The sequence below is a fragment of the Desulfuromonas versatilis genome, from assembly GCF_019704135.1.
In the GTDB taxonomy this organism is placed as follows: Bacteria; Desulfobacterota; Desulfuromonadia; order Desulfuromonadales; family NIT-T3; genus Desulfuromonas_A; species Desulfuromonas_A versatilis.
On record NZ_AP024355.1, the window covers coordinates 2,192,078 to 2,205,403 of the forward strand.

At 62.2% G+C, this 13,326-nt stretch carries 10 protein-coding genes and 1 tRNA gene; 3 read left to right on the forward strand and 8 right to left on the reverse strand.

Going from position 1 to position 13,326, the window contains the following annotated elements; all coding sequences use genetic code 11:
- Nucleotides 1–102: 102 nt before the first annotated feature.
- Nucleotides 103–1,230, forward strand: a complete 1,128-nt coding sequence (locus DESUT3_RS09795) for a lytic transglycosylase domain-containing protein (RefSeq protein WP_225911665.1) — start codon at nucleotides 103–105, stop codon at nucleotides 1,228–1,230.
- A 121-nt stretch (nucleotides 1,231–1,351) separates the two neighbouring features.
- Here DESUT3_RS09795 and DESUT3_RS09800 read toward each other — a convergent pair whose 3' ends face one another.
- The 3 genes from DESUT3_RS09800 to DESUT3_RS09810 form a co-directional block, all read right to left on the reverse strand.
- Complete coding sequence (locus tag DESUT3_RS09800) at nucleotides 1,352–1,612, reverse strand: thioredoxin family protein (RefSeq protein WP_221252300.1); 261 nt, start codon at nucleotides 1,610–1,612, stop codon at nucleotides 1,352–1,354.
- 247 nt (nucleotides 1,613–1,859) lie between these two features.
- Nucleotides 1,860–2,393: a DUF1579 domain-containing protein gene (locus DESUT3_RS09805; RefSeq protein ID WP_221252301.1), complete on the reverse strand. Its 534-nt coding sequence runs from the start codon at nucleotides 2,391–2,393 to the stop codon at nucleotides 1,860–1,862.
- A 197-nt stretch (nucleotides 2,394–2,590) separates the two neighbouring features.
- Nucleotides 2,591–5,914, reverse strand: a complete 3,324-nt coding sequence (locus DESUT3_RS09810) for an FG-GAP-like repeat-containing protein (protein WP_221252302.1) — start codon at nucleotides 5,912–5,914, stop codon at nucleotides 2,591–2,593.
- Between the two features lie 465 nt (nucleotides 5,915–6,379).
- On the opposite strand from DESUT3_RS09810, the gene DESUT3_RS09815 reads away from it, so the two are divergent.
- Nucleotides 6,380–6,721: a zinc ribbon domain-containing protein YjdM gene (locus DESUT3_RS09815; protein ID WP_221252303.1), complete on the forward strand. Its 342-nt coding sequence runs from the start codon at nucleotides 6,380–6,382 to the stop codon at nucleotides 6,719–6,721.
- A gap of 281 nt (nucleotides 6,722–7,002) precedes the next feature.
- On the opposite strand, the gene DESUT3_RS09820 is transcribed toward DESUT3_RS09815, so the two are convergent.
- The 5 genes from DESUT3_RS09820 to gap form a co-directional block, all read right to left on the reverse strand.
- Nucleotides 7,003–7,089: transfer RNA gene (locus tag DESUT3_RS09820), tRNA-Leu, on the reverse strand.
- Nucleotides 7,090–7,149: 60 nt separating this feature from the next.
- Nucleotides 7,150–7,512: a preprotein translocase subunit SecG gene (gene secG, locus DESUT3_RS09825; RefSeq protein WP_221252304.1), complete on the reverse strand. Its 363-nt coding sequence runs from the start codon at nucleotides 7,510–7,512 to the stop codon at nucleotides 7,150–7,152.
- A gap of 83 nt (nucleotides 7,513–7,595) precedes the next feature.
- Complete coding sequence (gene tpiA, locus DESUT3_RS09830) at nucleotides 7,596–8,354, reverse strand: triose-phosphate isomerase (RefSeq protein WP_221252305.1); 759 nt, start codon at nucleotides 8,352–8,354, stop codon at nucleotides 7,596–7,598.
- Nucleotides 8,355–8,413: 59 nt separating this feature from the next.
- The gene (locus DESUT3_RS09835) at nucleotides 8,414–9,604 is read right to left on the reverse strand and encodes a phosphoglycerate kinase (RefSeq protein ID WP_264082196.1); all 1,191 of its coding nucleotides are present in this window, start codon (nucleotides 9,602–9,604) and stop codon (nucleotides 8,414–8,416) included.
- Between the two features lie 95 nt (nucleotides 9,605–9,699).
- Entirely contained in the window at nucleotides 9,700–10,701 is a 1,002-nt protein-coding gene (gene gap / locus DESUT3_RS09840) for a type I glyceraldehyde-3-phosphate dehydrogenase (protein WP_221252306.1), read from the reverse strand.
- A gap of 448 nt (nucleotides 10,702–11,149) precedes the next feature.
- On the opposite strand from gap, the gene DESUT3_RS09845 reads away from it, so the two are divergent.
- On the forward strand, nucleotides 11,150–13,237 hold the full coding sequence (locus DESUT3_RS09845; protein ID WP_221252307.1) for an ATP-binding protein: 2,088 nt from the start codon (nucleotides 11,150–11,152) through the stop codon (nucleotides 13,235–13,237).
- The last annotated feature ends 89 nt before the right edge of the window (nucleotides 13,238–13,326 follow it).

Sequence of the window (13,326 nt, forward strand, 5' to 3'; positions counted from 1 at the left end):
CCGGCGCCCGTGGACAGTCCCGGAAGAGGAGCAACTTCTCGCGGTCCCCTCTGTTTTGTCTTCCGAAAAAGTCTATAATTTAGAATCCCCAACATAGAGGAAATGATCAAATTGTTGAAAATGTTCTGTCGTTTATGGAGCCTGGGATGGCTGGCGGCCTGCCTGCTTTGCAGCGCGCCGGCGCTTGCCGCTGACGCGAAGGAGGCGACTCCGCCACTGCTGGAAAGCCTCCGCCTGGATAAAAAACTGGATTTCTGCGGTGAGCCGGTTCCGCTGGACGATCCCGAGGTGCGCGAACGCATGGAGAGGGAACTGCTGCTATCTCTCTGGGACCGGGACCAGGCGATTTTGTGGCTGAAGCGCTCCTCCCGCTATTTTCCCGCCATCGAAGCCATGCTTTCCCGCGCCGGGCTGCCCGATGACCTGAAGTATATCGCCATTGCCGAGAGCGCCCTGCAGCCGCACGTCGGCTCACCCAAGGGGGCCATCGGCTACTGGCAGTTCATGCCGGACACCGCCCGTCGCTACGGCCTGGCGGTCAACGAGGCCATCGATCAGCGCAGAAGCCTGGCCGCTTCGACCCAGGCAGCGGTGAGCTATTTTTCGGAGCTTCACGAAAAATTCGGCTCCTGGAGCCTGGCGGCAGCGGCTTACAACATGGGGGAGGAGGGGCTGCAGGCGGAAATCCTGACCCAGGGTGTCCGCAGTTTCTACCGGCTCTACCTGCCCCTGGAAACCCAGCGCTACCTGTTCCGGATTCTTTCCGCCAAACTGATCCTGACGCAGCCGGAGCGCTACGGCTTTCATATGCAGGAGGCGGATTATTACCCGCCGGACCGGTTTGCCACCGTCGAATTGACCTGCCGGGAGGAGACCAGCCTGACCGTGGTGGCGCAGGCGGCACGGACTGATTTCAAGCGGATCAAGGATCTCAACCCGGAACTTCGTGGCCATTATCTGGCGGCGGGAACCTACACCCTGGCCGTCCCGGAAAACACGCCCCCGGGGTTTCAGACGCGCTTCGACCAGGGGCACCAGGCCTGGAGCACGCAGAGGAAGGAGCGGATCTACATCGTTCAGTCCGGCGATAACCTCTCGAGCATTGCCCGAAAATTCAACGTCCCCCTGGCCGCGATTCAGATCTGGAACCGGATCGACCTGCGCAGCCCGATTCATCCCGGCGATCGCCTGATTATCCACCCGGCTGGAAGTGGCACCGACAAGCCTTGAAAGCCGTGATTCGTGATTCGTGATTCGGGGACAGGATACTCTACTCTTGTCCAGGTCGTTTATATTGCCCCTTGCCGTCCGCTTAAAGAGGAAGATACGCCCCGGAACTGCCGGCCAACCGTTACGATTCTTCAGGCCCGGTAGGCTCTTGGGGGGCAAGCATTTTCTCCAGGGTGCGGGTGGACAGCAGCTTGCCGGCGGAGACCAGCTTGCCGTCGATGGACAGGCCGGGCAGCGACAGCAGGCCGTATTCCACCATGCGTTCGGGATCCTCCACCCGCTGATATTCGGCTTGTATGTGGGTGGCCTCAACGGCCTCGCGGATGTTTTTCTCCAGGCGCCGGCACATCCAGCAATTGTCGCCGAGCAGTTCTATGGTCATCTCCGTCTCCTTCGGGTCAGGGTCGGTCCGAATTGCCGGTCATCGTTCGCACATGGCGATGCCCCTCCAAGAATGACCACGTAATCAGGTAATCGTCCGTCACCTGGTCGAGATCCAAATGCCCGTAGCGTGCAGGGTCGGATTCGAGCAGCTGCTTACCCAACTGCCGGATTTACCCGTTATGCCCCGCGCCCCCGGCTCCCCGGGGCCCCATGAGCTGCCGTCCCAGGGGGCCGGGCGGGCGAGATCAGTGTTTCAGAATCGAATCCGCGCCCCTCGCGCGGGTGTAGGTGATCTCCATCATCTTCTCTTCCCTGCCGCTTTTGCCCGTCGCATACATCTCGAATTCCAGGGTGTTGTTGTCGATGAAATGGGTCACGGAGCGCCAGACCATGGGGCCCTGGACCGGGTCGTCGTAGCTGGCGGTCTGGTTGATGGTCCGGCCGTCGGCGCTGGCCGTCCCCTCGAAGACCATGATCGCCGTGCCCATGGTGTCCATCCAGGTGGAGATGTATTTTCCGGTGTGGTTGTCGTACCCGGTGTAGCCGAGTCCGGCAAAGGGGGCGCCCATCATGTCGCCCGTGAACTGCTGCTGCAGGAAGCGGCCATCCAGGACCATCTTCTGTTCGCTGCGGCCGGCGGATTCCATCGGCGATTTGCCGGGTTCCATCCAGAACCGGCCCATGGTGTTCCAACTGCCCGCCATGCCCGCCAGCATCGAGTGGGGGGCTCCCGGTGTCGCGAATTTTTTATATATGTCCATCATTTCCTGGGTTTCCATAGGATTCTCCTTTTCCGAGGGACCCTGGTGCTGTCTTTGTCCTGTCTATACTTTAAGGCATTTGTTGCTTTCGAGGAAAGGTGGACTGGCCAGGGCAGGGGGGAGGGCTTGAATGGATAATGGGAACAGGCGCCCTTACTGGAAAAGCGCCTGTCCCCATTGGGTAACGCTGGGGATATCTGCAGCCGGGGGACCGGCTATTCGAACTGGTAGAGGGCGAAGTCCGAGCCGACGACGATCTCTTTTCTGCCGTCACCGTCGATGTCCTTGACGGGCAGATGATTGTAACTTCCGAGACGATTGCCAAGGCTCCTGCTGCGCCAGAGAAGTTCCCCGCTGCCGTTTTCAAGGACGCTGAGCATGCCGTTGCTGGCGAGGATCCATTCCGGCTGCCCGTCCCCGTTTAGATCGGCCAGGGACAAGGCGTCAATCGCATAACCGCTGCCCGTCGCCACCGAGGATTGAAAGGCGAAGGTTTTTCCGTTGTAAACCCCGATGGTGCCGTCGGTCTGCCCGACCAGGATCTCCTTTTGGCCGTCGGCGTCGAGGTCGAAGGCTCCGATGGTGCTGGCCGGCAACTCGGCCAGCCAGTCGTATTGGTGGGTGACGCCGTCGATGGCGTAAACCCTGTTGCCCCCCACGGCCACCAGCATTTCCAGATGGCCGTCGTCGTCGACGTCGGCCGTCTCGATATCCGAGACGGCGACCCAGCCGTCAGTCAGGCTGGCACTTTCCCATTTTTCCGCCAGGGTTGAGCCGTCGAGCACGATCAGGTGGACTCCCACGGCCCCCGTGGTCGCTTTGTTGGTGGCTACCACGATCTCGGTGGCGCCGTCGCCATCCACGTCCGCCAGCTCGAGAGCGGTGAAGGGTTCGCTGGAATAGGTGGCGCTCTGCTTTTCCAGAGCATGGGTCCGGCCGTTGTAGACCTGGACCACGCCATCGTAGAGGTGGCTGGTGGCGACTACCAGCTCGGTCTCGCCGTCGTGGTCGACATCACCGATCCTAACGCCGTTGACCCCCGACCAGGTGTAAATGTTGGGCAGATCGCTGCTCTGCCATTCGAGGGCATGGGTGGCGGCGTCGAAAATGCTGATGATGCCGTCGTCGTAGCCGCTGTTGCTCTCGTAGGAGGCCATGACGATTTCGTTGCGGCCATCGTCGTCCACATCGCCGACGGCGACAGCGCTCAGTGGTGGGTCGAGATGGACGTTCTGCCACTCGATTCCGGTAAGGGTGTTGGCCACGAAGAGGAAATCCGCCCCCGAACTGCTCCCCCCGGCCCCCCAGAGCACCTCCATGGTTCCATCCTGGTCCACGTCACCGGTGGCCAGGCCGGTGGTGCCGTGCTCGGGGTTGCGAATGGACCAGCGTTCAGACAGGCCGCTGCCTTCGTAGCAGTCGATCGAACCCCACTGGCTGTCCCCGTAGAGGATTTCCGCCGTCCCGTCGCCGTCGAGGTCGGTGACCAGCAGGGCGCCGATGTCGAGGTCGGTGGCAATATCAAGCTTGGGGGTTTTGATCTCGGCATCCAGGATGGTGATTTTGTACCAGGACGCTGCTGCGACGATCTCCTCGCGGCCGTCGCCATCGGTGTCCCCGGTGCCGACGCGTACCCCGAAACCGTTGATGTAGTCCCATTCCAGCTGGTGACTGGCGGTATCGATGACATAGCCGTGCCCGCTGGCGGCGACGACGATTTCCGCGGCGGGGTCGTCGTCCACATTGCCTATGGCCAGGTCGCCGCCTCCATACCCACTGGTTTCCCAGCGCAGGGTGCCTCCGGCCTCATGAACGTAGATTCTCTGCGCGTCGCTGGTGACGATTTCGGCGCTGCCGTCACCGTCGAGGTCGGCTGCCGTCATTGCGGTCACCGCGCCGGGCGTCTGGAAGGAATTCTTCAGGGTGAAACTGTCGCCGGCAAAGATGTCGATTCGGCCGTCCTGGTAACCGACCAGGATCTCGCCGATGCCATCGCCGTCGAGGTCCCTGGCGAGGATTCTGTTGATAGTGACCTGGGAGGGTTCGCTCAAATGGATCTGCGCATATTCTCCGGAAGACGCGTGGCGAAGGACATACCAATACCGGTTGACGCCGAAACCTGCCGGCGAGGCGGCGGTGATGATTTCAAGGTTGCCGTCCCCCTCCAGGTCCAGGACCGAAAGCCCGGATCGCCCGATATAGGTGCCGAAGCGGCCGTAAACCCAGGATTGATCCAGTAACTCGGGGCTGGTCGGCTGGACCGGGACTACGGTCACCTGCACGGTGTCGGCGGCGCTGCTGAGCAGGCCATCGTTGACGATCAGCCACAGGCTGTAGGTGCCGGATTCGCTCGCCATAAAGCTCGGCGTTGCCGTCCCCGGGTTGTTCAAGGTCGGACAGGACCCGGGACAGGCATCGAAGTTCCATTGGAAGGTAAGCTGATCCCCGTCGGGATCGAAGCTGGCGCCGCCGTTGAGGGTCACCAGGTCCCCCTGGACGGCATTCTGGTCGGGGCCCGCATTGGCGGTCGGTGACTGGTTTGGCGGTTCAGCGACAGGGGGAAGAGGAACGGGATGGTTGAGGTCCATCTGCCACTCGCAAATACCATTGCCGTCGGTATCGGCTTCCAGGTGGGTGGCGCTGAGCGAGGTGAAGACCATCCGCACGAAGGTGCCGTCACGGCCGCTGCAGACAATGGAGCCCGTGGAGGGCTGGAGCAGCCCCCAGAAAACCTGAAGCGGCTGTTCGGTGCTCAGCTCGAGGTAGCCGTAGGCGGGGTGGTAGAAACGGCCTGTGATGGTTTCTTCGGTGTATTCCGGGCCGTAGTTGATCCCGCTGAGATAGTTTTCGTAGCGGAATACCTGGTTGCTGGCATCGTCGCGCAGCAGGAAGTTCATGGCCAGGGTTTCGGAGAATTGCGGGCCGCCGATGGTGATGTTGATTTCCCCGTCCATGGTGTAGGCGGAATCGCCGTCCAGGATGGCGAGTGGGTGGAAAGTCATGGAAAAACTGCTGAACCAGCCGGTGCTCGGGTCAAGGTTTGCCGCCACCTCGACCGTACCGGAAAAAATCATCCCGTACTCGCAATAGTCCTGATATTCGAGAGTGTCGGCGAAGCTGCCGGCCTCCGGGTCCCAGACAGGAGCGCTGAGGAACTGGCCACCGCAGGGGCCGTGATAAACCTCGGTAGGCTCCTGGACGGGGGCCAGGGTAACCGCGCGGGGGGCTGCCAGGGGCGCCTGCTGGCGGAGGGTTCTCCGCATTAGCTGGGAGACGCTGCGCAGGGGGAGGGCGGAACTGCCGCTGTGGGCCCCGCCGACGGCCAACGGGCCGACGCTCATGGCGTTTTGGTGGCCGAGAAACGCCCCGGTGGCCAACGCCTCGGCGTTGTCAGCATTGACGGTGGCCTTGCTGGTGAGGCCGCTGTAGGAAAGCTGGTTCGGGTTTGGGGGCGGGGCCGACCCGCCTCCACCGCCCCCGCAGGCGGTCACACTCAGGCAAAGGGCAAGGGCCAGCAGCCAGGAAACGGGGTGTCGCATCGGTATCCCTCCTCAACAAAAATGAAAACGTCATTCCATCTCCCGCCGGCCTCGTCAAAAGGCCGTAACCCGGTACAGGAGAAGTGCTCATGGCGCCAGAACCTCCATCCGCCTGGGGTGTGAGGTGTGGGCATTGCCGGCAGCAGTTTCAGCCTCTGGCAATTCGCCCATGAGAGAGCGCTTAGTATTCTTTAGGCTTGCCGGAATGTCAACCTGAAATCGGCCCAGCCTTCGAACCAAAGTAGTAGTCCTGAGGATGGGGTCAGTGGATTTGCGGTTAATAGGCAGGAGGGGGGTAGGGGGCAGGAGGCACGGCCGGCATCCGGGTTGCCGCGGCCGCGAATTTGAGTTATCTTCGGCGCTGGTTGTCGCTGCCGGTTGGCCTGCCCTGATCGCCGGGACCCTCGCGCGTTTCCAGGCCCGGTCGTTTTTTGCTATTTCACCTAGCTTCGCAAAGGATTCAGCATGAGTGATCTACCCAAGTGTCCGCAATGTGCTTCCGAATATACCTACGAGGACGGGCCCCTGTATGTGTGCCCGGAATGCGCCCACGAGTGGGCGATAGAGGCCGCCGAGGCGGGTGGCGCCGCGCAGCGGGTCTTCCGGGACGCCCACGGCAACATCCTGGAAGACGGGGATTCGGTTACCGTCATCAAGGACCTGAAAATCAAAGGCTCATCGGCGGTGGTCAAGGTGGGGACCAAGGTCAGGAACATTCGCCTGGTCGATGGCGACCACGACATCGACTGCAAGATCGACGGGATCGGGGCGATGAAGCTGAAATCGGAGTTCGTCAAAAAGGCTTAGTGCACTAGTGGCTCAACGGGGAGGCCGGACCGGGCGGGACAGCTGCTTCGCTGGGGGCCCGGGTCTGGCAGAGGTCGCAGCCGGACTGTGGGGTGCCGAAGGCGAGACTCGCCGGCTACGGCTCGGACCTCCTGCCCACCCCCTGCGCAGGCCCCCCTCCGCTCGCAGGCGGCGACATCCCTGTCGGCTCATCTGACATCAGGTCCGCCCCCGCTGCGCTTCGTGCTTCGGAAATGGGCACAAAAAAACCCGATCGCTTTTGCGACCGGGTTGTTTTTGTCTGGTGCCGAAGGCGAGACTCGAACTCGCACGACCTGTAGGTCACCACCCCCTCAAGATGGCGTGTCTACCAGTTCCACCACTTCGGCGAACGCGGTGTATTTATACTGATTTGACCCCGCGGTGTCAATATTAAATAAGGGGACTTTTTATTTTTTTGCCTCGTCGGCAGCGGGCGCCTCGGGAGCCGCAGGGGCGGGGGCTTCAGGGGCCGGAGCGACGGGTGCCGGAGCCTGGGTGGCCTCGGGGGCGACGGTGGCGGGCATGATGCTGGAAGTGCCGGGCTCGCCGTAGAAGTAGGCCAGGGTCAGGCTGGTCAGCATGAAGATGATCGCGGCGCCGGTGGTCAGTTTGCCCAGGAAGCTCTGGCTGCCGGAAGCGCCGAAAACGGTCTGGCTGGCGCCGGCGCCGAAGGAAGCGCCCATTTCGGCGCCCTTGCCGCCCTGGACCAGGACGATGGCGATCAGGGCGAGGCAGACCAGGATATGCAGGATGATCAGGAACGTTGTCATTGCAGCTTGTAACTCCTTGTGGTCAGCTTGTATGTGAACCGGTGAATCCTATCACAAATGGTTCTGGTGGAAAAGGGTAAATGTCACCCTTTGCCGAATTTGACGATGCGGGCGAAATCCTCGGCCTTGAGGCTGGCGCCGCCGACCAGGGTGCCGTCGATGTCGTCCTGGGCCATCAGACCGTCAACGTTGTCCGGTTTGACGCTGCCGCCGTAGAGAATCCGCGTCGTCGCGGCGGTCTCCTGGTCGAAGCAGCCCTGGAGCAGGCCGCGGATGAAGGCGTGGGCCTCTTCGGCCTGCTCGTTGCTGGCGGTCTTGCCGGTGCCGATGGCCCAGACCGGTTCGTAGGCCACGATGAGGTTATTCATCTGCTGCGCCGTGAGGTCCTTGAGCCCCTCCCGGACCTGGGTGCTGAGCACGTCGAACATCTGCCCTGATTCGCGCTCTTCCAGAGTCTCGCCGATACAGAAGATGACCTGCAGGCCTGCCCGGAGCAGGGACGTGGTCTTGGCGTTGATGAACGCGTCGGTTTCGCCGAACAGCTGGCGGCGCTCCGAGTGGCCGACGATGCAGTGGCTGCAGCCGGCGTCCTTCAGCAGGGCGGGGGACACCTCGCCGGTAAAGGCTCCGCTCGGTTCGGGGTAGCAGTTCTGGGCGGCCAGCCGGATGCCGCTGTCGGCCAGTTCGGCGGCCACCGCGGCTAGGGCGGTGTACACCGGAGCGACCACGATTTCGACCTCGGTGACCTCGGCGACCAGGGGTTTGAGCGATCTGACCAGGTCGAGGGACTCGCCGATGGTCTTGTTCAGTTTCCAGTTGCCCGCGATGACGGGTCTGCGCATGGCTTCCTCCCGGAGAAGATATCAATAATTCACTATTGGAGCGCTGCAGGCGCCGCGGCTCAGCGGTCGGTGAGGGCGACCACCCCGGGCAGCTCCTTGCCTTCGAGAAATTCCAGGGACGCTCCGCCGCCGGTGGAGATGTGGGTCATTTTGTCCTGCAGGCCCGACTTGTTGACCGCGGAAACCGAGTCGCCGCCGCCGATGATGGACAGGGCGCCGGAGTCGGCGAGGGCCTGAGCGATGGCGGTGGTCCCCTTGGCGAAGGCCTCGAACTCGAAGACCCCCATGGGGCCGTTCCAGACCACGGTGGCAGCCTTCTTCAGGGTCTCGGCAAAGGTGGCGATGGACTTCGGGCCGATGTCCAGCCCCATCCAGTCGGCCGGGAAGCCGGTGTTGTCGCAGACCTTGTTGGTGGCATCGGCCTTGAACTCGGCGGCGACCACGTGGTCCTCGGGGAGCATCAGCCGCACGCTGCGATCCTCGGCCTTCTGCATCAGCTCCCGGGCCATTTCGAGGCGGTCGGATTCCACCAGGGACTTGCCAACCTCGATCCCCTGCGCCTTGAGGAAGGTGTAGGCCATGCCCCCGCCGATGATCAGGGCGTCGACCTTCTGCAGCAGGTTGTCGATGACGGTGATCTTGTCGCTGACCTTGGCGCCGCCGATCACGGCGACGAAGGGGCGCTTGGGGGCGGCCAGCGCCTGGCCCAAATACTGGATTTCCTTCTCCATCAGGAATCCGGCGGCCGCCGGGGAGAGCAGGCGGGCCACCCCTTCGGTGGAGGCATGGGCGCGGTGAGCGGTGCCGAAGGCGTCGTTGACGTAGACCTCGGCCAGGGCTGCCAGCTCGGCGGAAAACTTCGGGTCGTTGTCGGTCTCGCCGGCGTGGAAACGGACGTTTTCCAGCAGCAGCACATCGCCGTCCTTCATGGCGTCGACCAGGCTCTTGACCCGCGGGCCGATGCAGTCCGGCGCCATGGTGACCTTTTTGCCCAGCAGCTGCGAGAGGTAGGGGGCGACGGGACCCAAACTGTACTTGGCCTCGGGCGCACCCTTGGGGCGGCCGAGGTGGGAGGCGAGGATCAGCCTCCCTCCCTGATCGATGATGTGGCGGAGGGTCGGCAGGGCGGCGACGATGCGGGTGTCGTCGGTGATGTTCCGCTCGCCGTCGAGGGGAACGTTGAAGTCAACCCGGCAGAATACCTTTTTCCCTTTGAGGTCGAGGTCTTTGACGGAAAGCTTGTCCAGCATTGCAAATCTCCCTGTGGCAATGGTTGCATTTTAGAAGACAAAATCAAGGGGCAGGACCACCCTTGGCCCTGCCCCCGGGTCAAGCCACGCGAGGGTTACCTGGCGGCCACGTGCCGGACCAGGTCGAAAACACGGCTGGAGTATCCCCACTCGTTGTCGTACCAGGAGAGGACCTTGACCATGTTGCCGCCGATGACCTTGGTGGAGAGGGCGTCGATGACCGAGGAGGCGGGGTTGCCGTTGAAGTCTCTGGAGACCAGGGGGAGTTCGCAGTACTCGAGGATCCCCTTGAGAGGGCCTTCGGCCGCCTTTTTCAGCACAGCGTTGACCTCCTCCTCGGTGGTGTCGCGCTCGGCTTCGATGACCAGGTCGACCAGCGAAACGTTGGGGGTGGGGACCCGCACCGCCATGCCGTCGAGCTTGCCCTTGAGCTGGGGAAGCACCAGCGACGCCGCCTTGGCGGCCCCGGTGGTGGTGGGGATCATGGAGAGCGCGGCGGCCCTGGCCCGGCGCAGATCCTTGTGCGGCAGGTCGAGAATCTGCTGGTCGTTGGTATAGGAGTGGATCGTGGTCATGAGCCCCTTGACGATACCGAAGTTCTCCAACAGCACCTTGGCGACCGGGGCCAGGCAGTTGGTGGTGCACGAGGCGTTGGAAATGACCTGGTGGGAGGCCGGGTTGTAGTCCCCCTCGTTGACCCCCATGCAGACGGTCAGGTCCACCCCTTTGCCGGGGGCGCTGACCACTACCTTTTTCGCCCCGGCATCCAGGTGCTTGCGGGCGTCCTTCATATCGGTGAAGCGCCCGGTGGATTCGATGACGATGTCGACCCCGTGCTGTTTCCAGGGCAGGGCGGCGGGGTCCTTTTCGCTGGTGATGCGGATCGCCTTGCCGTTGACGATGAGGTGGTCGGCGTCGGAGTCCACCTCGGCGGCGAAAGTGCCGTGCACCGAGTCGTACTTGAGCAGGTGGGCGAGGGTGGCGGAATCGGTGAGGTCATTGATGGCCACGATCTCGACTGCTCGGGCATTCAATGCAGCTCGCAGGACATTCCGACCGATACGACCAAAACCGTTGATTGCGACTTTAGCGGCCATGATTGATAAGTTTCCTCCCGTCAGAGACCAATTCGGAGATGTTACGCCAGGGATCTTGAAAAAACAGAGACTTATGTCGGCTCGCCAGAGACGGAATGATAGCCAATAGCCCCGGCGGCGTCAAGCCCTTTAACCGGCGGTGATTGGGCCATTGCCCTTTTTATACCGATATGTTATGTAGGAGCCAGCAGCTCGGGGCTGGGACCTGGAGGGGGAGTGAAGTCCCCGGGCGCGGGGCGACTTTTCCGAAGCCTTCCCGCCTTCCAACCATTTCGTCCTGCGACCCTGTAAAATGTAGCTTATCTTCCCCGAATGGCAAGCCGGCTCTGGCTCAGGTCGGAACGCTGTCCTGACTCGGGAGGGTACAGCCATGCCTGAGAGCAAACCGCAGCGGTCGTGGGGTGTCCTGTCATGACATGTCCTTGGGGTGAAGACTGAAACTCCTGTTATGAAAAGCACCCTTGAAAACCGAATCCTCATTTTCGCCTTCATGGTCCTGACGCTGACCATCGCGGTCAACACCGGGGTCAACATCGAAGGCTTCAGGCGGGATTACCGCGATGGGATCATCCGCCGGGCCCAGAGTTTCGGGACTGAGGTCAAGGGTTCCATCGAAAAGGTGCTGGCCCTCGGCATCCCCCTCGAGGAGATGGAGGGGCTCGGCAACCGCTGCCAGGAAGTGACGGAAACCGATCCCGAAATCGTCTACTGTCTGATCGAAAACAGCTCCGGCGAACCTCTCTACAGCAGTTCTCCCTCCGCCGATTTCCTCCGCGGGGTCGAGTTCGTTTCCCCGCTCAACGAGAACACCGTCATCCTCAGGTTTTCCCGCTGGGGCAAGGTTTACGACAGCTTCGAACCGATCTACGGACCAGGCGGCAAGCTGGCCGGACGCATCCGCATCGGGTTTCCCGATTCGGTGCTGATCGAGCGGACCGGAACGGCCCTGGAGCGCTCCCTGCTGATTCTCGCCGGGGCCTTCGTGCTGGTCTTCGTGCTGGTCGCCCTGTTTGCCAAACGCCATGTGGTCCTGCCCATCCGCCGGTTGAGGTCGATCGCCTCGGAGATCGCCGCCGGCAACTTCAGCGTCGAGGTCCCCTCGTCCACCACCCGGGAACTGGCCGAGCTCGGCCAGGCCCTTAAGGAGATGGCCGCCTCGCTGCATGACCGGGAAGAAAAGATCCAACTCGGCTACCGCGAACTCGAAGATGCGAACCTGCACCTGCTCAAATCCTATGAGGACCAGGAAAAAATCGGCGCCGAACTGGTGCGCAGCCGGGAGATGTATCGCTCGCTGCTGGAGGATGCCAGCGATGCCATCATTGTCAGCGACCACCAGGATCGCATCGTCCTGATAAACAAGGCGGCGGAGTCGTTTTTCGGCATTGCCCGCAAGAAAATAGAAGGGGCGAATATCTTCGCCTTTCTCGAAAAGCTCCAGGTCGAGGAGATCGAGCACCAGTACGAGGTTCACCAGGCGATCCTCCAGGGCCAGACCCTCGAAACCGAAATGCGCTTCACCCGGCCCACCGACAAATCCTCCATTATCGCCTGGGCCAAGGCCTCGCCAGTGCTGGGCAAGGACAGCCGCAGGATGGTGCAGGCCATCTACCGCGACGTAACCCGGGAGCGGGAGATCAAGGCGAATCTGGAAAAAAGCACCCTGGAGCTGCAGCGGCTCAACCAGATGAAGGATTCGTTCCTGGGGCTTGCTTCCCATGAGCTGAAAACCCCCCTCACCGTGATCATCGGCTACTCGGACCTGCTGCTCGGCGAGATGTCCGCCAATATCGACCCGGCTACCCGTCCGCTGGTCCAGCACATCGGGGATGCCGCGGCGAGGCTGGCCAACATCGTGCGCGACATGGTCGACGTCTCGATGCTGGACAACCGCGCCATGCGGCTGCGCTACCGTCATGGGGACATCAACGAGATCATCCGCCAGGCCGTGCAGGAGATCGATTTCTTCTTTTCGGTCCGCAAGCAGTCCCTGTCCCTGAACCTGGCCGAGGAGTTGCCGGCAGTCCCCTTCGATGCCGACCGGATGGTTCAGGCCATCACCAACCTGGTCATCAACGCCATCAAGTTCACCCCCGACGGGGGGACGATCACCATCGAGACCCGCCTGGTCAACATCCTGCGCCCACCCCGGGTCATGGTCGGGGACGAGCTGAGGGGGTATAAGGAAATTGCCCCCGAAACCAGCCCCTACGCCGAAATATGCATTCGCGACACGGGCATCGGCATTGCGGAGATCGATCAGATCCACATTTTCGACAAGTTCTACGAGGTCGGCAACATCGAGGAACATTTCACCGGGAAGATGGCCTTCAAAGGCAAGGGCGCCGGCCTGGGCCTGACCATCGTCAAGGGGATCGTCGATACCCACGGCGGCGAGATATGGGTCGAGAGCCGGGGCTACAATCCCAAAACCAACCCCGGCAGCGAGTTCCACCTGTTGCTGCCGCTGGTGGCCGCCAACCCCCAGTGGGTCCGGGCGGCACTGGATGAGGAGGAGTTCCACCTCCCCGATTGACCGGGCTGATCGGCCCGGTTTTCCCTTGCAGGGGCGGGCGAATTCCGGTATATAAACAGCGCTCGAGGTCTGGGACAGAGGGAGTTGGG